Annotated in this window: 19 protein-coding genes; 3 read left to right on the top strand and 16 right to left on the bottom strand. The window is 63.0% G+C overall.

Features of this window, described 5'->3' with window-relative positions; all coding sequences use genetic code 11:
• Nucleotides 1-50: 50 nt before the first annotated feature.
• The 9 genes from ugpC to FJ490_RS26525 all read right to left on the bottom strand — a co-directional run bounded on the left by ugpC (nucleotide 51) and on the right by FJ490_RS26525 (nucleotide 10,253).
• On the bottom strand, nucleotides 51-1,118 hold the full coding sequence (gene ugpC, locus FJ490_RS26570; protein ID WP_140729228.1) for a sn-glycerol-3-phosphate ABC transporter ATP-binding protein UgpC: 1,068 nt from the start codon (nucleotides 1,116-1,118) through the stop codon (nucleotides 51-53).
• A 3-nt stretch (nucleotides 1,119-1,121) separates the two neighbouring features.
• The gene (locus FJ490_RS26565; protein ID WP_140501552.1) at nucleotides 1,122-1,970 is read right to left on the bottom strand and encodes a carbohydrate ABC transporter permease; all 849 of its coding nucleotides are present in this window, start codon (nucleotides 1,968-1,970) and stop codon (nucleotides 1,122-1,124) included.
• Nucleotides 1,970-2,893 (bottom strand): sugar ABC transporter permease, encoded by a 924-nt coding sequence (locus tag FJ490_RS26560; RefSeq protein WP_140518289.1) that lies wholly within the window; start codon nucleotides 2,891-2,893, stop codon nucleotides 1,970-1,972. Before FJ490_RS26560 ends, FJ490_RS26565 begins: the two co-directional genes overlap by 1 nt.
• A gap of 180 nt (nucleotides 2,894-3,073) precedes the next feature.
• A complete protein-coding gene (locus FJ490_RS26555; protein ID WP_140623450.1) occupies nucleotides 3,074-4,351 on the bottom strand; it encodes a sugar ABC transporter substrate-binding protein in 1,278 nt (425 codons plus the stop codon).
• 29 nt (nucleotides 4,352-4,380) lie between these two features.
• Nucleotides 4,381-5,568, bottom strand: a complete 1,188-nt coding sequence (locus FJ490_RS26550) for a PLP-dependent transferase (RefSeq protein WP_140672723.1) — start codon at nucleotides 5,566-5,568, stop codon at nucleotides 4,381-4,383.
• Nucleotides 5,565-6,299, bottom strand: coding sequence for a FadR/GntR family transcriptional regulator (locus FJ490_RS26545; protein WP_140501544.1), 735 nt, complete (start codon nucleotides 6,297-6,299; stop codon nucleotides 5,565-5,567). Before FJ490_RS26545 ends, FJ490_RS26550 begins: the two co-directional genes overlap by 4 nt.
• A 150-nt stretch (nucleotides 6,300-6,449) precedes the next feature.
• Nucleotides 6,450-7,943 carry an FAD-dependent monooxygenase gene (locus tag FJ490_RS26540; RefSeq protein ID WP_140729229.1) on the bottom strand — a complete coding sequence of 498 codons (1,494 nt, stop codon included), beginning with the start codon at nucleotides 7,941-7,943 and terminating at the stop codon, nucleotides 6,450-6,452.
• Between the two features lie 531 nt (nucleotides 7,944-8,474).
• Nucleotides 8,475-9,848 carry a PleD family two-component system response regulator gene (locus FJ490_RS26530; RefSeq protein ID WP_140562440.1) on the bottom strand — a complete coding sequence of 458 codons (1,374 nt, stop codon included), beginning with the start codon at nucleotides 9,846-9,848 and terminating at the stop codon, nucleotides 8,475-8,477.
• 33 nt (nucleotides 9,849-9,881) lie between these two features.
• Complete coding sequence (locus FJ490_RS26525; protein WP_140501538.1) at nucleotides 9,882-10,253, bottom strand: response regulator; 372 nt, start codon at nucleotides 10,251-10,253, stop codon at nucleotides 9,882-9,884.
• A 236-nt stretch (nucleotides 10,254-10,489) separates the two neighbouring features.
• On the opposite strand from FJ490_RS26525, the gene FJ490_RS26520 reads away from it, so the two are divergent.
• Complete coding sequence (locus FJ490_RS26520; RefSeq protein WP_140501536.1) at nucleotides 10,490-10,789, top strand: DUF3572 domain-containing protein; 300 nt, start codon at nucleotides 10,490-10,492, stop codon at nucleotides 10,787-10,789.
• Nucleotides 10,790-10,935: 146 nt separating this feature from the next.
• Here FJ490_RS26520 and FJ490_RS26515 read toward each other — a convergent pair whose 3' ends face one another.
• Nucleotides 10,936-12,438 (bottom strand): hypothetical protein, encoded by a 1,503-nt coding sequence (locus FJ490_RS26515; RefSeq protein WP_140729233.1) that lies wholly within the window; start codon nucleotides 12,436-12,438, stop codon nucleotides 10,936-10,938.
• A gap of 94 nt (nucleotides 12,439-12,532) precedes the next feature.
• Nucleotides 12,533-13,120 (bottom strand): GNAT family N-acetyltransferase, encoded by a 588-nt coding sequence (locus FJ490_RS26510; RefSeq protein ID WP_140518294.1) that lies wholly within the window; start codon nucleotides 13,118-13,120, stop codon nucleotides 12,533-12,535.
• 65 nt (nucleotides 13,121-13,185) lie between these two features.
• On the opposite strand from FJ490_RS26510, the gene FJ490_RS26505 reads away from it, so the two are divergent.
• A complete protein-coding gene (locus tag FJ490_RS26505) occupies nucleotides 13,186-14,514 on the top strand; it encodes a DNA polymerase IV (protein WP_140623446.1) in 1,329 nt (442 codons plus the stop codon).
• Between the two features lie 22 nt (nucleotides 14,515-14,536).
• Here the strand turns inward: FJ490_RS26505 and FJ490_RS26500 are convergent, their stop codons facing one another.
• Complete coding sequence (locus tag FJ490_RS26500; protein ID WP_140501529.1) at nucleotides 14,537-15,043, bottom strand: hypothetical protein; 507 nt, start codon at nucleotides 15,041-15,043, stop codon at nucleotides 14,537-14,539.
• 179 nt (nucleotides 15,044-15,222) lie between these two features.
• Here FJ490_RS26500 and FJ490_RS26495 point away from each other — a divergent pair, with 179 nt between their 5' ends.
• Nucleotides 15,223-16,104 carry a DMT family transporter gene (locus FJ490_RS26495; protein ID WP_140623444.1) on the top strand — a complete coding sequence of 294 codons (882 nt, stop codon included), beginning with the start codon at nucleotides 15,223-15,225 and terminating at the stop codon, nucleotides 16,102-16,104.
• Between the two features lie 17 nt (nucleotides 16,105-16,121).
• On the opposite strand, the gene FJ490_RS26490 is transcribed toward FJ490_RS26495, so the two are convergent.
• The 4 genes from FJ490_RS26490 to FJ490_RS32860 form a co-directional block, all read right to left on the bottom strand.
• Nucleotides 16,122-16,925: a potassium channel family protein gene (locus FJ490_RS26490; protein WP_140729230.1), complete on the bottom strand. Its 804-nt coding sequence runs from the start codon at nucleotides 16,923-16,925 to the stop codon at nucleotides 16,122-16,124.
• 67 nt (nucleotides 16,926-16,992) lie between these two features.
• The gene (dnaE, locus tag FJ490_RS26485) at nucleotides 16,993-20,520 is read right to left on the bottom strand and encodes a DNA polymerase III subunit alpha (RefSeq protein WP_140562435.1); all 3,528 of its coding nucleotides are present in this window, start codon (nucleotides 20,518-20,520) and stop codon (nucleotides 16,993-16,995) included.
• 113 nt (nucleotides 20,521-20,633) lie between these two features.
• Complete coding sequence (locus tag FJ490_RS26480; RefSeq protein WP_140729231.1) at nucleotides 20,634-22,646, bottom strand: acetyl/propionyl/methylcrotonyl-CoA carboxylase subunit alpha; 2,013 nt, start codon at nucleotides 22,644-22,646, stop codon at nucleotides 20,634-20,636.
• A 34-nt stretch (nucleotides 22,647-22,680) separates the two neighbouring features.
• A partial coding sequence (locus FJ490_RS32860) for a hypothetical protein (RefSeq protein ID WP_181166240.1) occupies nucleotides 22,681-22,943 on the bottom strand: 263 nt, incomplete at its 5' end.

Genomic DNA, 22,943 nt, shown 5'->3' with positions numbered 1-22,943 from the left:
GTTAGAATGTGCCCAGCGGGCAACAGAGTGGCCGCTCGGCGGCCGCGCCCCTACCCTACCCGGTCGGCGCTTTTCGGGTCGAAAACATGCAGCGCCGCCGGATTGGCCGATAGCCGCACCGTCTCGCCAGGCTTCACGCCGGCGCGGCCCATGGCGAACACGCAAAGCTGCTGGCCGGCCAGCTTGACGTAGAACTGCGTCGAGAGGCCGAGCGGCTCGACCACCACCACTTCGCCTTGCAGCGGGCCGTCATCCGCCAGCCTTATATGCTCCGGCCGCAAACCGACGGTAACCGCATCGCCTTCCCTGAGTGGCAGGCCATCAGGCAATCGCAGTTTCTGGCCATCGGACAGCACTGCATCCGCCTTGCCGCCCTTCTCAACACTCGCGGGCAGGAAATTCATGCCGGGCGAGCCAATGAATCCGGCGACGAACATGTTGGCCGGCCGGTCATAGAGGTCGAGCGGCGCGCCGACCTGCTGGACGACGCCGTCATGCATGACGACGATGCGGTCGGCCATGGTCATGGCTTCGATCTGGTCATGCGTGACATAGACGGACGTGGTCTTCAGTTGCTGGTGAAGCGCCTTGATCTCGGCGCGCATGTGCACGCGCAGCTTGGCGTCGAGGTTCGAAAGCGGCTCGTCGAAAAGAAAGACCTTGGGATCGCGCACGATGGCCCGGCCCATGGCGACGCGCTGGCGCTGGCCGCCGGAAAGCTGGCGCGGCAGGCGTTGCAGGAAATTGTCCAGCCCAAGCCGCCTGGCGGCTCCGTCGACACGCGCGTCGATCGCCTGCTTCTCTGCCTTCCTCAGCATCAGGCTGAAGCCCATGTTCTTAGACACGTCCATATGCGGATAGAGGGCGTAGGACTGGAACACCATGGCGATGTCGCGGTCCTTCGGCGCGACGTCGTTGACCAGCCGCTCGCCGATACGGATCTCGCCATCGGAAACCTCCTCCAGACCGGCGATCATGCGCAGAAGCGTCGATTTCCCGCAGCCGGACGGACCGACGAGGACGACGAACTCGCCGTCGGCGATGTCGAGGTCGACCGCGTGCAGCACACGCACGGCGCCATAGTCTTTGCGGACTTTTTCCAGCGTAACGGAAGCCATCGATTATCCCTTCACGGCGCCGGCGGTGAGGCCGGTGACGAGATAGCGTTGCAGGAAGCCGAAGAAGATGCAGACCGGGATCAGCGCCAGGATCGACGCCGCCATCATCTGCCCCCAGTCGACGGCGAACTTGCCGATGAAGGTGAGCAGGCCGACGGCGAAGGTCTTCTTGTCATCGCTGGAGATCAGCATCAGCGCGAACAGGAGTTCGCTCCAGGCAGCGGTGAAGACAAAGCCGAGCGTGGCGCCCATGCCGGGTAGCGTCAGCGGCACGATCACCCGGCGCATCGCCTGCGCGCGTGTGCAGCCGTCGATCATCGCCGCCTCCTCCAGGTCCTTCGGTATGCCGTCGAAGAAGGACTGCATCAGGAAGGTTGCAAACGCGGTATTGAAGGCGGTGTAGATGATGATCAGCCCGGTCAGGCTGTTGATCAGGCCGATCTGGCCCATCACGCGATAGATCGGTGGAATGACCATGACTAGCGGGAAAGTCTGGGTCAAAAGCAGCATCAGCGCCAGTGCCGCCTTGCCGCGAAAGGTGAAGCGCGACATGGCATAGCCGGCAAGCGTCGCGATGACAGTCACCAGTGCAGCCGTCGAAACCGAGACGATGACGCTGTTGAGGAAATAGCGCGGAAAGTCGGTCGCCTCGAGCACGGTGACGAAGTTCTGCAACGTCATCTGCGACGGCCAGAAGGTGATGCCTTCGGAATAGAGAAGCCGTTCCGGCGTAACCGATATCTTCAGCGTCCAGAAGATCGGGAACAGGGCGAAGATCACATAGGCCGCGATGGCCGCATAGAGCCCGACGCCGCCGAAGAAGCGCTGCGAAGATGAGCGTCCCGCAATCATCAGACGTGCCTCACCAGGGAGCGGCGGATGGCGATCAGCGCGATCGCATAGGCAATGAGCAGGACGAGCAGCAGCACGGCAACCGCCGATGCGTAGCCCTTGTCCAGCGACTTGAAGGCGCTGACATAGATGTAGACCGGCACCGTGTTGGTCGACCCGGCCGGCCCGCCCTCGGTCATGACGAAGATTAAGTCGGCGAAAGTGGCGATCCAGATGGTACGCAGCATCACCGTGATGGCGATGGTCGGCGCCAGGAACGGCAGCGTCACCTTGGTGAAGCGTTGCCAGGGCGAGGCGCCGTCGATCGCTGCCGCCTCATGCAGTTCCGAGGGAATGGATTTCAGTGCCGCCAGCAACGTGATGGCAAAGAACGGGATGCCGAACCAGACATTGGCGACGATCGGCCCCCACATGGCGGTCGAGGGATCGGAGAGAACGTTGGTCGGCTCGGCCTTCAGCCCCAGCGCGAACAGCCAGTGCGGCAGCGGCCCGATGATCGGATTGAACAGCCATGCCCATGTCAGGCCCGACAGGAAGGACGGCACCGCCCAGGGCAGGAACACCAGCGCCTGCACCACCTTGCGGCCCCGAAACGGCTTGTCGAGCAGCAGCGCCAGGCCAAGGCCGAGGAAGAACTGGAAGAACAGGCTGGAGAGCGTCCACCACAACGTATTGACCAGCGCCTGGCCGAGCACGGCATCCGACAGCATCGCCTGGTACTGGCCGAGCCCGACATATTCCGACTTGAAGGCCGAAAACTTACGGAACGAATAGCTGATGCCGATGACCAGCGGCACCAGAAGCACCACGACCAGCAGGATGATCGCCGGGCTGAGATAAAGCCAGGGTTCGGTGGCAGCGTGCGTCAGCCGCTTGCGGCGCGGCCTCCCGGCGGGTCGTATTTCGGAAACGGCATAGGTCATTTGGGCTCAACAGTGGTGAGTGGGTGCCGGCGAAGGCGACAGCACCCTTCTCCCCGTATACGGGGAGAAGATGCCGGCAGGCAGATGAGGGGCAGCGCCAGGCTGACAGAACGTAGCGCCGCCTCTCATCCGGCCCTATCGGGCCACCTTCTCCCCGTGAACGGGGAGAAGGAAGAAAAACTACTTCTTGTTCTTCGCCATCCAGTCCTGCTGTTCCTTGGTCAGGAAGGCGGCCCATTGGTCGGCAACCTCCTTGGCCGTCTTTTGGCCCAGCAGCACTTCCTGGAAATTCTTGATCGCCACCTGGTCGACGAAATTGCCGAGGTTCTCCAGATGCGTCGGCGGCGTCACCATTTCATATTTGGCGCTGTCGCTGAGCTCCGTGAACCAGCCCTTGAACTGCTCGGTCTTGAAATGCGGATCCTGGTCGGCGCCGTTGTGGATCGGGACGACGCCGACTTCCTTGGCCCATTCCAGATTGTCCTTGGGCGAGAGCAGCGTCGCCATCAGCTTCCAGGCGTCGTCCTTGTGCTGCGAATTGGCGAACATTGCCCAGCCGGCATAGCCGAGCGTCGGATAGGACTTGCCGCTCGGCCCGACCGGCAGCGGCGCCACGGCGAAGTCGTCTGCGCTCATCTTGTCGGCTATACCCAGCAGCGCATCCGGATCCTGGTTGAGCATGGCGCAGGTGCCGGAATAGAAGCCGGTGACGGTTTCGTTGAAGCCCCAGCTCACCGCGTCCTTGGGCGCCAGGCCCTGCTTGTACATGTCGGCCAGCATCTGCAGGCCCTTGACCGAGCCCTCCTCGTTGATGGTCGAGGTGCCGTCTTCGTTGAAGTAGCCGCCCTTGCCGGCGGCGATGTTCATGAACATGTGCATGCCGTTGAAGGCGCCGGGTCCGCCGCGCAGGCAGTAGCCGTATTTGCCGGGCAACGCCGAGATCTTCTTGGAATCGGCGACGAACTCGTCGAGCGTGGCCGGCGGGCCGTCGAGGCCGGCTTCCCTGAACAGCTTCTTGTTCCAGAACAGCGCGTTCACATAGTAGCCGTAAGGGATCATGAACTGGGTGTTATTGACGGTCGAGCCGAACTGCTTGGCGCGCTCCCCGAGCGTCTTGGCGTCGTCCCACTTGGCCATGTACGGGCCGAGATCCTCGAGCTGGGCGTTGTTGGCGTAGAGGCCCATCCAACGTTCCGGCATCTCGACCACGTCGGGCGTATCGCCTGCCTGCACCATGGTCAGGAACTTTTCGAAAGCCTGCCCCCAGGGCAGCGAGATCAGCTCGACCTTGATGCCGGGATTGGCCTTTTCGAATTCGGCGATCTGCTTCTTCAGGAACTCCGTGCGCGGCGGGCTGGTGATGACTTCGACCATTTTCAGGGTCGAATCGGCCAGCGCGTTTCCGGCGGAAATCGCCAATCCCGCGGCTGTGGCAAGCATGACGGTCAGTTTTTTCATCTTCAAGACTCCCATTTTGAAGCGGCTTGTTATTTTCTGGCTTTTTCGAAGGCCTGCGCCACGTCGGCCCACAGGTCCTCGACACTTTCCAATCCGACATTGAAGCGGATTGTTCGGGGGCTGACGCCGAAGCGCGCCATCGAATTCAGTCCCGGCGTCTGCTCCAGCGACGCCTTGGCCGGCACGACCAGGCTCTCATGGCCGCCCCAGCTCACGCCGATGCGGAAATATTTTAACGCATCGACGAAGACGGGGATGTCGATATCCTCGGTGACCTCGAAGGAGAACAACCCCGCGTAACCAGCAAGCGTCGCCTTGCCCGGATGGTTCGAATAGGCGGGGTGGTTCACGCGCTCGACGTTGCCATGCGCCTTCAGCCGCTCGGCGATGGTAAGCCCGCTCTTCATGTGATGCGGCAGGCGCAGCGGCAGCGTGCGCAGCCCGCGCAGCAAGAGCCAGGCCTCGAAGGGCGAAAGCTTGCCGCCGAGATAGGAATAGGTCTGCTCGTTGATGTGCTTGATGTGGGCGGCCGAGCCTGCCACCACGCCGGCGACCGTATCGCTATGGCCGCCGAGATATTTCGAAGCCGAATGCAGCACCAGATCGACGCCATGCGTGATCGGCTTCTGGAACACCGGCGTCGCCCAGGAATTGTCGATCGTGGTGACGATGCCCTGCTCCTTCGCCAGCCGGGTCAGGTGAGCCAAGTCCTGCAACTCGAACATCATCGAGGTCGGGCTCTCCAGATAGAGCAGCCTGGCGCCCGGAAGGGCCGCCGCCACCGCATCCGGATCGGAGCCGTCGACATAGTCGACCCTGATGTTGAGCCGCGGCAAAAGCCGCTCGAACAGCCGATAGGCATCACCATAGCAATTGCGCACCGCAACGATGCGCTCGCCGGCGCCGACGAAGGCGAGCACCGTGGCGCTGATCGCCGCCATGCCGCTGGAAAAGCCGCGCGCGGCCTCGGCGCCCTCGAGCGCGGCGACGCGTGCCTCGAATTCCATCACCGTCGGATTGTCGCCACGCGAATAGATCGGCTGCTTCCGTTTGCCGGCAAAAGTATCCGCCATCTCGGCATAGTTGGCGAAGGTGAACAGCGATGTCTGGTAGATCGGCGGCACCACCGCCCCACCGGGGAAAGGTTCGTCATGCGCCAGAAGCGTCGCCGCCTCGGCAAGATAGTCGTGATCGAAACCTGAGGGATGCTCGTTCATGTCTGGCTCGAAAGTTTGAGTTTGGCGGCGCCGCGCTTGAGATCGTCCTCGACGGTGGCGATCAGCTTGAGCGCTTCGGCGCGGGCGCCGTGCGGGTCGCGCGCGGCGATGCGCTCGTAAATGGTCCGATGATAGGGAAAACTGGCGTGGCCGAAATCGCGCACGCCCAGCGGATGCTCCCAGAAGCGGTGGAACAATTCGTGCATGGCGGCGATGATCTGTTCGAACAGCGGGTTGCCAGAAACCCTGTAGATCGCCTGGTGGAACTCCCAGTCCTCTTCCGAAGACATGCCCTCGCGCGTGCGGAACGCCTGCTCCATGATGTCGAGCTTGCGCTCGATTTCGGCGATATCGGTCTGGCTCGCGCGTTCGGCGCAAAGGGCGGCGGCTTCCGCCTCCAGCGCGCGACGGATTTCAAGCGTCTGCATCAGGCTGGTGAAGTCGTTGCCGCCCGCAAGCGTCAGCGGCAGATGCAACATGTCCGGCGAAACGGCTGCCTTGAGATAGGTGCCGCTGCCTTGCCGGCGCTCGACCAGGCCGAGCCCTTCCCAGCGCGTCAGCGCCTCGCGCACCGTGTTGCGGCTGACCTTCAGCCGCTCGGCCAGGATGCGTTCCGTTGGCAGCCGCTCGCCCGGCTGGAGGGCCTCGGCACGAACAAAGCCTACCAACGCCTTCAGCACGGCGTCGTCACGCGCCGTCGTCTGAATAGGTGGCAGGCTGTTTTGATCCACGCGCGTTCCAAGTGGTCCAATGGTCCAACCAATTTCTGCACAGATGGTACCTCCTGTCAACGGGATGTCAGGAGACCTAGCACCGTAAAAGCTCGCAACGCATGACAAGCACGCGTTTGCGGGCGATGCGCCAGGCCGGCCTCGACCCTGCTACGCCACAGCAGCGGGCGGCCCGAACCAGGCGGTCAGCGCATCGGCCAGTCCCTGTTGGCTTCCGGAACCAACCCGTGCCACGTACCCGTCGGGGCGGATCAGCACCGCGTCGGGCCCGGCGACGGCCCCGAGAACTGGCAGCTCCCAGTCGCCGTCGTACACGGCGTCGACCTGCTGGACCCGATCCGCCCACGGCTTGATGTCAAGTCTGCCGGGCGTGCCGAGGTTGATCAGCACCGGCCGGGCATGGTGCAGCAAGGTAAACAGCCGCACCGGCCCGCTGGCGGTGAGCAGATCGAGGTCGGGTATTCGCCGCCCAAGCAGCGCGTGCCCCTCCCCGAGGTCGTAGTGGACACCCAGGCCGGACATCTCTGCGGCGATTCGTTTGCGTGGTTCATCCATGGCGAGCAGTTCGGCGATGGTGTCGCCCAGGGCTTTGGTGCGGTCATCCATGCGGCGAAGCGCGACCTGCGCCATCGTGTTGCGCAACACGCGGGCGGCGACCGGATGGCGCTCGGCATGGTAGCTGTCGAGCAGGCTGTCCGGTGATGCCCGTTTGACGACCTGGGCCAGCTTCCATCCCAGGTTGACCGCGTCCTGCACGCCGATGTTGAGGCCCTGTCCGCCCATTGGGGGATGGATATGCGCAGCGTCGCCGGCCAGCAGGACACGTCTGTCGCGGTAAGCGGCAGCCTGGCGCGTCATATCGGTGAAACGAGAGAGCCAAGTCGGACTGTGGACGCCGAAATCGGTGCCATAGACAACGGTGAGCGCCTCGCGGAGATCGTCCAATGTCGGTTCACCACCGATGATCAGTCGTTTCTCGGTCAGCACGATGCCCAACCGGTCGCCGTCCTCGATCTTGCCTATCGCATGGGTTCCGTGGGCGTCGCTGCGAAAGCCCAATGGCGGTTCTTCCGACATCTCGACCTCGGCGATCATCCAGCTCATCGTCGGATCCCATCCAGCGAATTCGATGCCCGCCGCCTTGCGGATCGTGCTGCGTCCACCGTCGCATCCGACGAGGTACTGCGCCTTCATCCGTCGGCCATCGGAAAGCCCCACATCCACGCCACTGTCGTCCTGCATGAAATCCGTGACTTCCTGTCCGCGATGGATCGGCACCCCCAATTCGCTGATCCAGTCGGCCAATATCCGCTCGATGTGGTTTTGCCGCAGCGCCAGCAGATAGTTGTGCCGGCTGGGAAAGTCGCTGATGTCCAAACGGATCATGTGGAAGCCGACGGTCGGGAAGCATTGCCCCTGGGAGAGGAACCGGTCGGCGATCCCGCGCTGGTCGAGCACCTCGATTGTGCGTGCGTGCAGGCCACCCGCGCGCAAGCCAATCAGTTGCTGGGTCGGGCGCCGCTCGACAATGGCGACGTCGATGCCCGCCAATGCGAGTTCGCCTGCCAGCATCAATCCTGTCGGGCCGCCCCCGGCGACAATCACCGCATGATTTCGACGCGATCCATCTGTCGGTGCACGCATTCCCGTCACTCCGCTCCCATTGGCTAGGGCCGCGGTTTTACGGGAGGAACCCAGGCTTGAAGCAAGCCCCCTGGGCGCCATATGTATGAAGTGAGGAGCAACGCCCTCTGCCGAATGGCAAGAGAGCGTGCGCCGCAGCTCTTCACATCGGGGCTCGCCTTTTACAGGCCAGAAAGCGCTGTCGACATCTCGTGCGCAAAAAGCCCCTGATTTCCGGAGCTTGGCGCAGAATCCTGATGCTATTTTGAAAGGGGGCCGGTCGGCGTTTGGCAGCGGTACGAGGAGGCCACTATGTGCCAGCGCCGGCCGGCCGACCCCACGGACCCAGGAGATGCGGCGGACCTGAGCATCATGGGGTATTTTTTGATCGACCCGACTGTCTGTCCTCGTGCCGGCGTCGCTCTGTCTGTGGCCGCACATTTGCGCAAGAGCTTATGAAAATCAACAGTTTCTTAACCAAGCCTCGCGAATCGCTTGGATTAAGGTAAATGGGTAACCTTGCCGGATTGACGGACACTCTTATCCGGTCCGTCAGGCAGCCTTGGCGACGACGCGGTTGCGGCCACCGCTCTTGGCTTCATAGAGCGCCAGATCGGCGCGTTTCATCAGCGCCGCCACCGTATCCACCCCCTTCAGCACCGACGACACGCCGACGCTGACGGTGACCTCGATGGCCTTGCCGTCAGGCCCGATGACGAACGGCATCTGGGCGATTTCGGCGCGGATGCGTTCGGCCACCTTTTCGGCGATCGCTCCATCGGTGTCAGGCATGACCACTACGAACTCCTCACCGCCGAACCGGCAGGCCAGATCGATGCCGCGCACGTTCTTGCGCAGCCGCCGCGCGAATTCCCGCAGCACCTCGTCGCCACCGTCATGGCCGTGCGTGTCGTTAATCGACTTGAAGCGATCGAGGTCGGTGATCATCACCGACAGCGGCCGACGCCGCGCCACGGCGCGGTCGAACAGCGTCTGGAGATGGCTGTCGAGATAGCGGCGGTTGTGCAGCCCGGTCAGCCCGTCGGTCACCGCCATTTCGATCGTCTGCGTCACGCTGGCGCGCAATTGGTCGTTGTAGCGCTTGCGGCGCACCTGGGTGCGCAACCGCGCCGTCAGTTCCTGCTGGTCGATCGGCCGCATCAGATAGTCGTTGATGCCGAGTTCGAGGCCGCGGATGATGCGCTCCTCCTCGCCCTCCTCCGCCAGCAGGATGATCGGCAGGAAGCGTGTGCGATCGAGCGAGCGCAGTTGCGAGCAGAGCCGAAGCGGATCGAAATCGGCGAAGCTCGTCGAGATCATCACGCATTCATAGGGCGTCTCCGCCGCCTGGAAGAAGCCGGCATGCGGATCGCTGGCGACATCCAGGTCAGCACAGTCGCGCAGCATCTTCTGGACGCGCTCGATCGACGATTTGCGCTCATCGATCAGAAGCACTTTCGGCGTCGTGTCCTCGGAGGCGAAATTGCGGCTGAGCAACTCTTCGATGCCGATGTTGCGCGTGGTCGAAGCGCGCAGCCGCAACTCGTCGGTCAGCGACTTCAGCCTGACGAGACTCTTGACGCGCGTCATCAGTTGCAGGTCGTTGACGGGTTTGGTCAGGAAATCGTCGGCGCCGACCTCAAGCCCGCGCACCCTGTCGGAAACCTGGTCGAGTGCGGTGATCATTACCACTGGAATATGCGACGTCGCCGGATCGCTCTTCAGGCGGCGGCAGACCTCGAAGCCGTCCATGTCCGGCATCATGACGTCGAGCAGCACGACGTCGACCTTGCCGTTCTCGCAGGTCTCGATCGCATCCGGGCCGTTGGTGGCGGTCAACACCTCGAAATATTCGGCCAGCAGCCGAACCTCCAGCAGCCTGACATTGGCAGGGATGTCGTCGACGACGAGAATCCGAGCGGTCATTTCACAAGGCTCCGGCTTTGGCGGCAAGGTGCATCAGGAATCACCCAGGTAAGACTTGATGGTTTCGATGAAGCGCGGCACCGAGATCGGCTTGGAGATATAAGCCTCGCAGCCGCCCTGGCGGATGCGCTCCTCGTCGCCCTTCATCGCGAAGGCGGTGACGGCAATGACCGGGATGACGTGCAGGTCGTCGTCTTCCTTCAGCCATTTCGTCACCTCCAGCCCAGACACTTCAGGCAACTGGATGTCCATCAAAATGAGATCCGGCCGGTGCTGACGCGCCAGATCGAGCGCTTCCAGACCGTTGCGGGTGCGAACTGTCTCGTAACCGCTTGCTTCGATGAGGTCCCGAAAGAGCTTCATGTTGAGCTCATTGTCCTCGACGATCATGACCTTCTTAGGCATCGATATCCCGTCCCGGCCGCTGTTCCGCTCGAAGGCGGCCGTTATGCGCCCTTCCGGGACGCACCAAACCCTGGTCGACTCTACGGCAATATGATTGACGAAACGGAAACCTGCGGCGAGAAAAGCTGCTCCGTTTCCACCTCGGGTCCCGCACTGAAGAGGTAACGACTTGCCGCAAGCGACGCTTGCCATTACTGCGGAAGAGACTCACATTCCGCATACCCTGAAAGGTAATGATGGCAAACGCAGCGTCAATGCGCGAAGAGGCCGAAACCATTGCCGTGAAGGCTCTGGCCTTCGTCGCCTCTGATCCCGAACTGCTGCCTCGCTTCCTGGCGATCACCGGCATCGAGGCGCATTCGATCCGCAAAGCTGCCGGCGAGCCGGGATTTCTGGCCGGTGTGCTGCAGTTCGTTCTCGCCCACGAACCCACATTGCTGCGTTTTGCCGAGGAAACCGGCACGCCACCGGCCTCCGTCGGCAAGGCGTTGCGCGCGCTGCCGCTGGGCGACGATAACCACGAGCATTCCATATGAGTGACGATCCCAAGGCGGCGCCCCGATCGCCAGGTCGAGCGAAGTCTGACTCTTGTCGCCCGGTTTGAGCGACAAGCATAAAACGAAGGCTTGAGGCGCGTCGCGCCAATCCGTTCGAAGGCGACGCGCTTTGGTGAGCCGAGTGGCTACGGTGTCGGATCCGCCTGGTCCGTCTCGTCGCCGCCATCGTCAATGCTGTCGTCCTCGGCAGGATCGGCCGGCTTCAGCATGACGCCATTGACAATGACCGAACCGTCCGGCTTGGCGTTGACGACCCATTCCATGCGGCCGTCCGTCAACGTCTTGCCGAACCCTTTCACCATCAGGGCCACAGGCACGTACTGCGCCACCTCCGGTTCCGATTTCGCCGCTTCCTGCAAGCCCTCGACGATCTTGTCGAAGCCGGCCACGTCCACCGTCACATTGGCTTCCGGCTTCTCGCCAGGAAAAGTCATTTCGCCTTCCAAGGCAATTTCGGTATCCTTGTTCTTGATGGTGCTATGGCCAATGACGACCTTCGGCGTCTTGGCCATGAAGTCGGTTTTGAGCTGCTCTCCGAATTCGGCCGACAGCGGCGGGTTCTTGTTAAGATCAAAGGCTTCGATTGCCTTCTTCGCCATGCTGTCGAGATCGATGTTGGCGCCGCCGAAGTTCAGGTCGATATCGGTCGGCAGCAGCGCCATGCTCCAGCTCGGCAGAAGCTGCTGCGGCACGGTCAACCCCGACGCCTTGATCCCGTAGCCGATCGTACCGCTCTGGGCGACGCCATCCATTCCGAAGGCGGTGCTGAGCTGCGCCGCGCCGAACGTGCCGACCGGGCTCTCGACCGCGAAATCCTTGAACCCGTATGTCCCGTCGATGCGCTCCCACACCGGAAGCGCGGCGAGCAGAAGCGATTTGAGCTGCGCCTGGTTGGCTTTCAGCGAGGCTTCGTTCTCATTGGCGACGGCAAATGCCACGAGATCGAGCAGCGGCTTGGTCTGCACGCCCTTGCCTTTGGCATCCACCGACAGTTCCGGTGATTTGACGGTGACCGGGAATTTCAGTCCGCTTTCGGGATCGTCGAATTTGATCGTCTCGACAAAGTTCGACACTTTTTGCGACAACGCGAAATCGATCCCGCCATTGGCAGCTTTGGTGGCGGCCATGGTCGCGGTGCCGCCGTCGGCGCTGACTTCCATGTGCTGCTTGGCATCTTGCGACACCATCGTCATGCCCGCCATCGAACTGGTGCCGCTGGTAAAGGCCGCCAGATTGGGGTCGTAGACACCGGAACCCTTGCCGTCCTTGATAGAAAATTGCGTGCTCTGCAGCCCCTGCGGCCCGTTGAACTCGAAGGAGGCGCTGTGCGAAAGATCCATCGAGACATCCCAGGTCCCGTCGCTACGCGGCTTGACCAGCAGGGCGTAGGGCGCAAAGTCGAATTTCAACAGCTTCTGGTCGGGCAAGGTGCCGGCGAGCGCCTTGAAATCGAACATGATCTTGTAGGCGCCGCCTTCGACCGAGACCTTCAGGATGCCCTTATCGAGGGCCTGTTTGCCGACATAGCGGGACAGGTTCTCGGATAGCTGCTTCGCACCCTGGCTGTCGACGCTCTGGCCGAAAGCGGGCGCGCTGAGCAGAAGCGCGGTAAAGGCGATTGGCAACATCCGGTTCACGTAGAATTCTCCGTTTGGTCGAAAAGGCAAAATCGTCTCCTACTTCTGGTAGGGAAAGACCGTCACAACTGCAAGACGGCGAAGTTCAGGCGCTCGGCTCCAGCACCAGCCGCATCAACGGCCGGCCCGCCTTGCGTTCCAGGAGCCGCTCGAACCCGGCCTTCTCGAACACGCGCGACGAGCCCACGAACAGCCCGATGGAGCGTGAATCCTTCGACAGGTCTATCGGGCAGGCTTCCACCATTCGCGCGCCGTTCCTGCGGGCGAAATCGATGCCGCCTTCGACCAGGCGATGGCTGATGCCCCGGCCCCGTGCCTTGGCGCGGATGAAGAAACAGGAAATTGCCCAGACGCTCGGATCCGATGCGTCCGCGGGATCGACCGGAGCCGAGCCCCGGCCCCGGTTGTTCCACTCGGGCACGTCGGCGCGCGGCCCGATCTGCATCCAGCCGACTGCCTTGCCGTCCTCGAACGCCAGCATGCCCGGTGGCGGGCCTGCTTCGATGCGCGCCCTGATGTGGTCTTTGTTGCGTTCGCGGCTGCTTTCGCGACGAGCCGCCGGCGCCAGCCGGAAATGCGTGCACCAGCAGCCGTAGCAGGCGCCCTGCTTGCCGAAGAGATCTTCGAATTCAGGCCAGAGCTCAGGCGCCAGCGGCACTATGGTCGTGCTCATGCGTTCTCCCCAGGCCAAGCTTGTCGCTAGCCTTGCACTGTCGTACCATTGTGTTTGTTCTCTTTATGTTCGCAGCGATGGCGGCTCCTGTCAATAATCCTGATCACGGTTTCTGCCGCGACTGCCTGGCCTTTCAGCGCAGCGACGCCAGGCGCTGCGAGCGATGCGGCAGCCCCAGGCTTGCCCGTCATCCCGAGCTGTACCGGCTGCATCTGGCCCATATCGACTGCGACGCTTTCTATGCGGCAATCGAAAAACGCGACAACCCGGCGCTGAAGGACAAGCCGCTGATCATCGGCGGCGGCAAGCGCGGCGTCGTCTCCACCGCCTGCTACATCGCCCGGATAAGGGGCGTGCGTTCCGCCATGCCCATGTTCAAGGCGCTCGAGGCTTGCCCCGAAGCGGTGGTTATCCCGCCCAATATGGAAAAGTACGTGGTCGTCGGGCGCGAGGTGCGCGCCATGATGCAGGCGCTGACGCCGCTGGTCGAGCCGCTCTCGATCGACGAGGCGTTTCTCGACCTTGCCGGAACCGAACGGCTGCACGGCCTGCCGCCGGCGGTGGTGCTGGCCCGTTTCGCGCTGGCCGTCGAGAAGGAGATCGGCATCACCGTTTCGTCAGGTCTGTCCTACTGCAAGTTCCTGGCTAAGGTGGCGTCGGATTTCCGCAAACCGCGCGGCTTCTCGGTCATCGGCGAAGCGGAAGCCGTGGGTTTCCTCGCCGCACAGCCGGTGAGCATGATCTGGGGGGTCGGCAAGGCATTCAACGCCACGCTCGAACAGGACGGCATCCACACCATCGGCCAGCTCCAGAAGATGGACCGTGGCGACCTCATGCGCCGCTATGGCGTGATGGGCGACCGGCTTTACCGGCTCTCGCGCGGCGAGGACGTCCGCCGCGTCGATCCCGACCAGGACGCCAAGAGCGTATCGGCCGAAACCACTTTCGACACCGATATCGCTTCGCTGGACGAGCTGGTCTCGGTGCTGCGGGGCCTTTCGGAAAAGGTCTCGGCGCGGCTGAAGAAATCCGGCATCGCCGGGCGCACGGTGGTGCTCAAGCTGAAGACGCAGGATTTCAAGATCCGCACCCGCAACCGCCAGCTCGGCGACCCGACCCGGCTCGCCGACCGTATCTTTTCGACCGGGGTCGAGCTGCTGCGCAAGGAAACCGACGGCACCAAATACCGGCTGCTCGGCATCGGCGTCAGCGATCTTTCCGCCGATGACAAGGCCGATCCGCCCGATCTGGTCGATATCCAGTCGCGCAAGCGGGCCATGGCCGAAGGCGCCATCGACGCGCTGCGCGACAAGTTCGGCCGCAAGGCGGTGGAAACCGGCTATACGTTCGGCAAAGGCCGCGACACCCACCCGCCAGAGCCGCTGGAAGACTGATAAGGATATCAGCTGTCGAGATTTAGGTGCGCTGCAGATCGATCCTGCTTGTCACCATGCTCTTGCCGGTTTTCGGATCAGTGTCGATCACCGTCAGCCGCATGCCGTTCTCGCCTCGTTTCTCGACCTTCATCTGCGCCTTTCGGTCACCATTGACCTCCTTGGCCCAACGGATGCCGAGATTGATCGCGTTGCCCGAACGGGTGCCGTTCAATTGCGCAGGCCCGGTACGAGACCCGACATAAGTGCCGCTATATTTCGCTCCGGCAGTCCTCAGGTCCGCGCTGATGGCGCGCGTCACCACGATAAGCCCTCGGCAATTGCCATCGAGCGACAATGAGGTCGACGTCGCGTTTGACCTGAACGTGCAGGACACATTCACCGTCGGCGCGTCGGTAGTCACCTTGACGATGCCCTTGCCGGTGAAATTGCCCTTGAACGACTGGAGAAATCTGGACTCGTCGGCATGTGCCGCGCCTGCCGTGACCAACAGGCAGCCAGCAAGCGCAAATTGCGCAAATGATCTCATCGAAATTCTCCTATCGACATTGAAAGGCACCTGCGAAGCACTTCCGATATTCGGAACTCAACGCCCCCTGCCGTGCCAGGTTCCGCCTTCAACATGACTGTTTTGCAACATCCGGCTGGCCCAGAAGAATGCGGCTGCTAGCGGTTGCGGCAAAAGCCACGGCCTGCGACATAGCGGAAATGGCACCCACCCCTTCCATCCCCAAGGCCGCGTTCTGGATGGCGCTGTCGATCGCCTCGTTCCTGGCGATGTCGGTCGCGGGCCGCGCCACCACGGCCGAGCTCAACGTTTTCCAGGTGCTGGAGCTGCGCTCGGTGATCGGCTTTTTCATCCTGCTGCCGCTGGTCATGCAAAATGGCGGCTTTGCCGCCATGCGCACTGGGCGCCCCCTCGCCCATGTCACGCGCAACGTGGTTCACTATACCGGCCAGGCGGCGTGGCTCTACGCCCTGACGCTGATCCCTTTGGCGGTGCTGATCTCGATCGAATTCACGACGCCGATCTGGACGGCGATCCTTGCGGTCACCTTTCTCGGCGAAAGGCTCACCCGGCCGAAGCTCGGCGCCGTGGCGCTCGGGCTGATCGGTGTCGTGATCATCGTGCGCCCAGGCGTCGGCTCGGTCGATCCGGGACATCTGGTCGTGCTGGGCGCGGCAATGTGCTTCGGCATCTCGCTGGTCCTGGTCAAGTCGCTGACGCGGACCGACAGCGTTGTGCGAATCATCTTCTGGATGCTGATCATCCAGTCGGTGCTCGGCCTGATCCCGGCGCTCTACGAATGGCGCAACCCTTCGCTCGAGCTGTGGCCGTGGATCCTGCTGATCGCCTTCACTGGCATGTCGTCACATTTCTGCATGGCCTGGGCGCTGAGCTACGCCGATGCCACCGTCATTTCTCCGATGGATTTCCTGCGCGTGCCGCTGTCGGCATTGATCGGCTGGCTGCTCTACAAGGAGCAGATCGACGCTTTTACCGCAGGCGGGGCATTGCTGATCCTGATGGGCAATATGCTCAACCTGCAGCGCCGGCAGCCAAAGCCGGCGCAAGCGGCGGCATCGTAGCGCGCCTCAATCGCCCCTCAATCACCGCTGTCGGGTATGTTGAGGAGGTGGCCGCAGGCCTTGCAGTGAACGGCGTCCGGCTCGTGCCGTTGCAGGCCGCATTGCGGACAGGGAAAGAACACCTTGGCCGGTCGGAAGATCGCCTGCGCCAGCCTGACGAACAGCGATATGCCGATGATCATGGTCACGATCGCCGTCAGTTTCCCCGCCATTCCCGGCAGCACGATGTCGCCGAACCCGGTCGTGGTCACCGTCGCGACGGTGAAGTAAAGCGCGTCGATGTAGCTTTCCAGCCCCGCTCCGCTGCGGAAGAAGAAAGTGTAGACGAAACCGGTGATCACGAAGAGGAACGTCAAGAGATTGATCACCGCGTGGCTCGCTTCGCGCCAGGGCCGCAGGCCCTGCATCTCGAAATGCCGCCAGAGCGAACCGCTGCGCGACAGCGACCACAGCCGCAGGATGCGCAGAAAGCCGAGATTGGCGAGCGCCGTCGGCATCAGCAGCGTCAAAAGGATGAAAATGTCCACCCAGGAGGTCGGCTGCTTCATCAGCCGCAGCATGTCGTTCGAGGCAAGCAGCCTGGCAACCAGGTCGGCGGCGACCAGAGCCGCCACCGCATAGTCGAGCCACAGGAATGAGGCCGACTGCTGGATGACGGGCGTGGCGATGAAGAAGGCAATCATGGCCAGGTCGATGATGACCGCAACCAGCTGAAACCGAAAAGCCGCCGGCGTGCGGCCGTGGTAGAGCTTGCGCAGCGTGTCGCGCAGCCACGCCATTGTGGAACGGTCCTGCAATCCGTCGCTGTCTTTCGTCTTCATGGCAATTGCGGTGACTTGAGCGGCGGATGCCGCCCGGCGGATTGCCACCAGTCCCCGGAAGGGGCGATCACACCAGCTCCACTTCGACCACGCCTGGCACGGCGCGCATCGCCGAGGCGATTTGCGGCGAGACGCGGTAGCCCCCCTGCAGGGCAATCTCCACCTCGCCCTGCGCTTCTTCCTTGATAACGATGATGCTCACCTGACTTTCACCACGCTGGGTAAGCTGCGATTGAATGATCGAGGCAGGCGCATCGTTTCTGACGAAGATGCGCAGCGCCTTCTGGATGCGGCTGGCCTCGTCCTCAAGCGACTGCACGGTCTGGATGCGCAGGTTGACGCCCTCCGGCCTGTCCTCCGCCGCCACGGTAATGACCACGGAGCGGCCCGGCTCCAGCATGTCGCGATACTGCGCCAATCCTTCGGAAAACAGTACCGCCTCATACTGGCCGGACGTGTCCGAGAACTGCACCACGCCCATCTTGTTGCCGGTCCGCGTCTTGCGCTCCTGCTTGGTGGTCACGGTGCCGGCGAGGCGCCCTGCGGTGGCACCGCGCTTGACCGCGGCCGAAAACTCCGCCCAGTTCTGCACCCGCATCTTCTGCAGCGCCGCCTTGTACTCGTCCAGCGGATGGGCGGAGAGATAGAAACCGACCACCTGGAATTCGCGGTGCAGGCGGTCGGCGGCGAGCCACGGTTCGGTCACGGGCAAGTTGAGCGCCTGCGACTGTGCCCCTAGAGACGCGCCGAAAATGTCGGCCTGGCCTGAGACGGCGTTCTGCTGCGCCAGTGACGCCAGCCCCATCATCCGCTCGACGCCAGCCATCATCGCGGCGCGGTCATGGCCGAAACAGTCTAGCGCTCCGGCCATGATCAGGCTTTCGAAGACGCGCTTGCCGACGATTTTCGGATCGACCCTCTCGCAGAAATCGGCCAGGCTCTTGAACGGCTTCTCGCCGCGCATGGCGACGATATGCTCCACCGCCGCGTCGCCGACGCCCTTGAGCGCGGCCATCGAATAGTAGATGCGGTTCTCGCCGACCTCGAAGGGACGAAAGCTTGATATCACCGACGGTGCCACCACCTCGATGCCGAGGCGCAGCGCATCCTGGCGGAAATCCGCGAGCTTGTCGGTGTTTCCCATGTCGAGCGTCATCGACGCCGCCAGGAACTCGACCGGATAATGCGCCTTGAGATAGGCTGTCTGGTAGGAGACGACGGCGTAGGCGGCCGCGTGCGATTTGTTGAAACCGTAGTCGGCGAACTTGGCCAGCAGGTCGAAAATGAAGTCGGCCTGCGGTTTGGCCACGCCGCGCTCGACCGCGCCCGAGACGAAGCGCTCACGCTGCTTGTCCATCTCGGCGCGGATCTTCTTGCCCATGGCGCGGCGCAAAAGGTCGGCTTCGCCCAGCGAATAGCCGGACAACTCCTGCGCGATCTGCATCACCTGTTCCTGGTAGACGATGACGCCTTGCGTCTCCTTCACCAGATGGTCGATCTTGGGATGGATCGAGGCCATCTCCTCCTCGCCGTGCTTCCTGGCGTTGTAGGTCGGGATGTTCTCCATCGGTCCCGGCCGGTAGAGCGCGACCAGCGCGATGATGTCCTCGATGCAGTCGGGCCGCATGCCGATCAGCGCCTTGCGCATGCCGGCACTTTCCACCTGGAACACGCCGACCACTTCGCCGCGCGACAGCATGGCGTAGGTTTCGGGATCGTCGAGCGGGATCGTCGCCAGGTCGATATCGATGCCGCGGCGGCGTATCAGCTTCACCGCCGTCTCCAGCACGGTCAGCGTCTTCAGGCCGAGAAAGTCGAACTTCACCAGCCCGGCCTGTTCGACATATTTCATGTTGAACTGGGTGACCGGCATGTCCGAACGAGGATCGCGGTACATCGGCACTAGCTCCGACAGCGGCCGGTCGCCGATGACGATGCCGGCGGCGTGCGTCGACGCGTGGCGATAAAGCCCTTCCAGCTTCTGTGCCATGTCGAGCAGCGTCTGGACGATCGGCTCCTTTTCGGCCTCCTCGGCAAAACGCGGCTCGTTGGCGATAGCGTCCGCCAGTTTCACCGGATTGGCCGGGTTCTGCGGCACCATCTTGGACAGCTTGTCGACCTGGCCGTAAGGCATCTGCAGCACGCGGCCGACGTCGCGCAGCACCGCGCGGGCTTGCAGCGTTCCAAAGGTGATGATCTGGCCGACCTGGTCGCGTCCATATTTCTGCTGGACATAGCGGATCACCTCTTCGCGGCGGTCCTGGCAGAAGTCGATGTCGAAATCGGGCATCGACACGCGGTCCGGATTGAGGAAGCGCTCGAACAGCAGCGAGAAACGCAGCGGATCGATGTCGGTGATGGTGGTGGAATAGGCGACCAGCGAGCCCGCACCCGAGCCGCGCCCCGGCCCGACTGGAATGCCTTGCGACTTGGCCCATTTGATGAAGTCGGCAACGATCAGGAAGTAGCCTGGGAATTTCATCTTCTCGATGATGCCGAGCTCGAACTCGAGCCTCTCGCGGTATTGCTCGACCGTATAGCCCGGCGTCGGTCCGTGCGCGGCAAGCCGGGCCTCCAGCCCTTCACGCGCCTGGCGGGCAAGTTCGGCGGCCTCGGCCTTCTCGGCTGCGTCCTTGTCCGACGCGTCGCCGCCGGTAAAGCGCGGCAGGATCGGGCTGCGGGTTTTCGGATAGTAGGAGCAGCGCAACGCGATCTCGACCGTGTTGTCGATCGCTTCCGGCAGATCGGCGAACAACGCTGCCATCTCAGCCTGGCTACGCAGGAAGTTATCCGGTGAAAGCCGGCGGCGATTGTCCACGGCGACGACCGAGCCCTCCGCTATGGCGATCAGCGCATCATGCGCGTCATAATCGTCGCGCGAGGAGAAGAACGCCTCGTTGGTGGCGACGAGCGGCAATTCGTGGGCATAGGCGAGATCGATCGTGGAATGTTCTATCAGCCGGTCGTAACCGGAAACTCGTTCCAGTTCGACATAGAGCCGATCGCCGAACAGGGCTTTCAGGGTCGACAGCCGGGTCTCCGCGAGATCGCGTCGATCCTCCTTCAGAGCCGCGCCGATAGGGCCGCGGGGACCGCCGCTGAGGCAGATCAACCCGTCGGTCTGGCCCTCCAGCATCTCGCTGGTCAGATGCACGGCTTCGCCGGGCGGCGTCTCCAGATAGACGCGGCTTACCAGCCTGACCAGATTGGAATAGCCGGCTTCGGTCGCCGCGATAAGCACGACTGGCCGCATCTCGGGCCCCTGCCGCCGGCGGTCGCGCTGGCCGTCGACGTTCTCGCCGGAAAAGGCGAGCGCGATCTGGCAGCCGATGATCGGCTGGATGCCGTCCTTCACCGCCTTCTGCGCGAATTCGAGCGCGCCGAACAGATTGTTGGTGTCGGTGACCGCGATTGCCGGACACTCGTCCTTGACCGCATGGCCGACGATCTTGCCGAGTTGGAGCGCGCCTTCCAGCAGCGAATAGGCCGAGTGGACGCGAAGATGCACGAAAGGACGCGCCGGCGCTTCTGGCGCCGCCGCCTTCACTGCCGCTTCGCGCAGCAAGGGGTCGCGTGGAAGTCTGTCATCCGCCATGGTTTTTCGCGTTTCCCGAAGGACTTGAGTCGATCAAGATGTATTGTCCGGCACCGGGCTGTGCCAGTCCAGCACAAACGAACATCGGCCACAGGCTTCCGGCCGCCCCCGCTTCAGGCGAATTCCATGATCACCGCGTCGACGGCCAGGCTGTCGCCCGGCTTGACGTTGAGTTTCGCCACCACGAGATCGCGCTCGGCGCGCAGCACGTTCTCCATCTTCATCGCCTCGACGACGGCCAGCGTCTCGCCGGCCTTGACCTCCTGACCCTCGGCGACGGCGATCGACACGACGAGGCCGGGCATGGGACATAGCAGCAGGTTGGAGGTGTCGGGCGCCAGCTTTTCCGGCATCAGCCTTTCCAGCGCGGCAATGCGCGGCAGCATGGCGCGCGCCGTCACCGAAAGCCCTTTCCAGGCGATGCGAAGGCCGTTCGGCGCGGGGCGCAGTTGCGCCACCATTTCGTGCCCGCCGACGCTGCCGCGCCAGACCAGTTCGCCCGGCCGCCAGGCCGACGAAACCGTCAGCGGCTTGCCGCCCTCGATGGACAAGTCGACTTCCATCGGAATGGAGATTATGCCCTCCAGGATGGACGCGGACAGATAGTCCCTGCCAATCTTCACCACCCAGTCGCGCTTGAGTGCTCCCGAATGCGGCGCCAAGCGCCCGCCCAGCCGGTCGAGTCGGTCGCGGCGCAGCAATTCGACCACGGTGGCGACCGCCGCCAACACGGCCTTGTCGTCATGATCGGGCAGGATCGGCGCAAAGCCGTCGGGATATTCCTCCGCGATGAATCCGGTCGAAATCCGCCCTTCCCGCCAGCGCGGATGCTGCATGAGCGCCGCCAGGAACGGGATGTTGTGCTCGATACCGTCGACGACAAAACTGTCCAACGCTTCGGACATCGCGTCGATTGCCTCCAGCCGGGTCGGCGCCCAGGTGCACAGCTTGGCAATCATCGGGTCGTAGAACATCGAAATCTCCGATCCCTCGGTGACGCCGGTGTCGTTGCGGATGATGACGTCGCCGACTTGCCCTTCCTGCGGCGGTCGATAGCGCGTCAGGCGGCCGATCGACGGCAGGAAGTTGCGATACGGATCCTCGGCATAGAGCCGGCTCTCCACCGCCCAGCCATTCAGTTTCACGTCGCTTTGCTTCAAGGCGAGCTTCTCGCCGGCGGCCACACGGATCATCTGCTCGACCAGATCGATACCGGTGACAAGCTCGGTCACCGGATGCTCGACCTGCAATCGTGTATTCATTTCAAGGAAATAGAAGTTTTTCTCAGCGTCGACGATGAATTCCACCGTGCCGGCGCTCTGGTAGTCGACGGCCCTGGCCAGCGCCACCGACTGCTCGCCCATGGCCTTGCGCGTCCTGGCATCGAGGAAAGGCGATGGCGCCTCCTCGGCCACCTTCTGGTTGCGGCGCTGGATCGAGCATTCGCGCTCGCCGAGATAGAGCGCGTTGCCATGCGCGTCGGCCAGCACCTGGATCTCGATGTGGCGTGGATCGACGATGAACTTCTCGATGAAGACGCGGTCGTCGCCGAACGAGCTCTTGGCCTCCGAGCGCGCGCGGTCGAAGCCGTCGCGCACCTCGGCCTGGTTCCAAGCGATGCGCATGCCCTTGCCGCCGCCGCCGGCCGAGGCCTTGATCATCACGGGATAGCCGATCTCTCCGGCGATCTTCTCCGCGTGGTCGGCGTTCTCGATGACGCCGAGCCAGCCGGGAACCGTCGAAACATTGGCGGCGTTGGCGAATTTCTTCGATTCGATTTTGTCGCCCATCGCCTTGATGGCCTTCGGCTTCGGCCCGATGAAGACGATGCCCTCCTTCTCCAGCGCCTCGCAGAATGATGCGCGCTCGGACAGGAAGCCATAGCCGGGATGCACGGCCTGAGCGCCGGTCGCCTTGCACGCCGCGATGATTTTCTCGGGCACGAGATAGCTCTGCGCGGCTGGCGACGGTCCGATATGCACCGCCTCGTCGGCCATCTCGACATGCGCGGCATCGCGATCGGCGTCGGAATAGACAGCGACCGTGGCGATGCCCATCTTGCGCGCGGTCTTGATGACGCGGCAGGCTATCTCGCCACGGTTGGCGATCAGGATTTTGGTGAACATGCGGGCAAATTCCCCTCCGGCGGACGGTCCAGTTCTATGGATTATGTCGCCATGTCTCAAGTACCGTGTGCGTGGCGCGAACGCCTGCGGTCAAGGGTGTGCTACCTGCGTCAAGAAAGCCGATATTTCGTCTCATCTGGCGGTTGATGAGCAGGCCAAAACCTGAAAGCCTGAGCGCAAAATTGCGTTGGAGGATTGCCAGATGAAAACCCGCGCCGCCGTTGCCGTTGCTGCCGGAAAGCCGCTTGAGATCATGGAGGTCGACCTTGACGGTCCGCGCGAGGGCGAGGTGCTGGT

It is taken from the genome of Mesorhizobium sp. B2-5-11, from assembly GCF_006440835.1.
Lineage (GTDB): Bacteria > Pseudomonadota > Alphaproteobacteria > Rhizobiales > Rhizobiaceae > Mesorhizobium.
This window is presented reverse-complemented; position numbering and strand designations above follow the sequence as displayed.